Origin of the sequence: Streptomyces sp. A012304, assembly GCF_026008495.1 — a bacterium.
Lineage (GTDB): Bacteria > Actinomycetota > Actinomycetes > Streptomycetales > Streptomycetaceae > Streptomyces.
This window is the reverse complement of the sequence record NZ_BQUN01000189.1, coordinates 1-339: the sequence shown is the minus strand read 5'-3', so window position 1 is coordinate 339 and position 339 is coordinate 1. Positions and strand designations below refer to the sequence as shown.

Annotated in this window: 1 protein-coding gene; it reads right to left on the bottom strand. The window is 72.6% G+C overall.

The features are described 5' to 3' along the window. The coding region (locus ALMP_RS39540; protein WP_264936835.1) for an RHS repeat-associated core domain-containing protein at positions 1-339 on the bottom strand (339 nt) is incomplete at both ends.

Sequence of the window (339 nt, the reverse complement as noted above, 5' to 3'; positions counted from 1 at the left end):
GTAGGAGTCGCGGGAGTCGAAGGCGCCGGTGCCCGGGTCGTACCAGCGGGCGTGCATGTTGACCTGGTCGGTGTCCGGGTCGGTCCAGTCGCCCTGGTAGCCGATGTTGCCGTCCATGCCCGCGGCGCTCGCGGTGCCGCGGACCTGGCCGAAGGGGTCGAAGGCCGTGGACTGGTCCAGGGTCGTCGCCGCGCCGTTCGTCGCCGACATGTTGCCGACGATGTCGCCGTGCTTGTCCTCCAGCGTGAGCCGGGCCGCGCCGCCGTTCTCGGCGACCGCCATGAGCTCGTCGGCGGCGCCGCGGCCGTACGTCGAGGTCTGGTCCTTGACGGGGTCCGG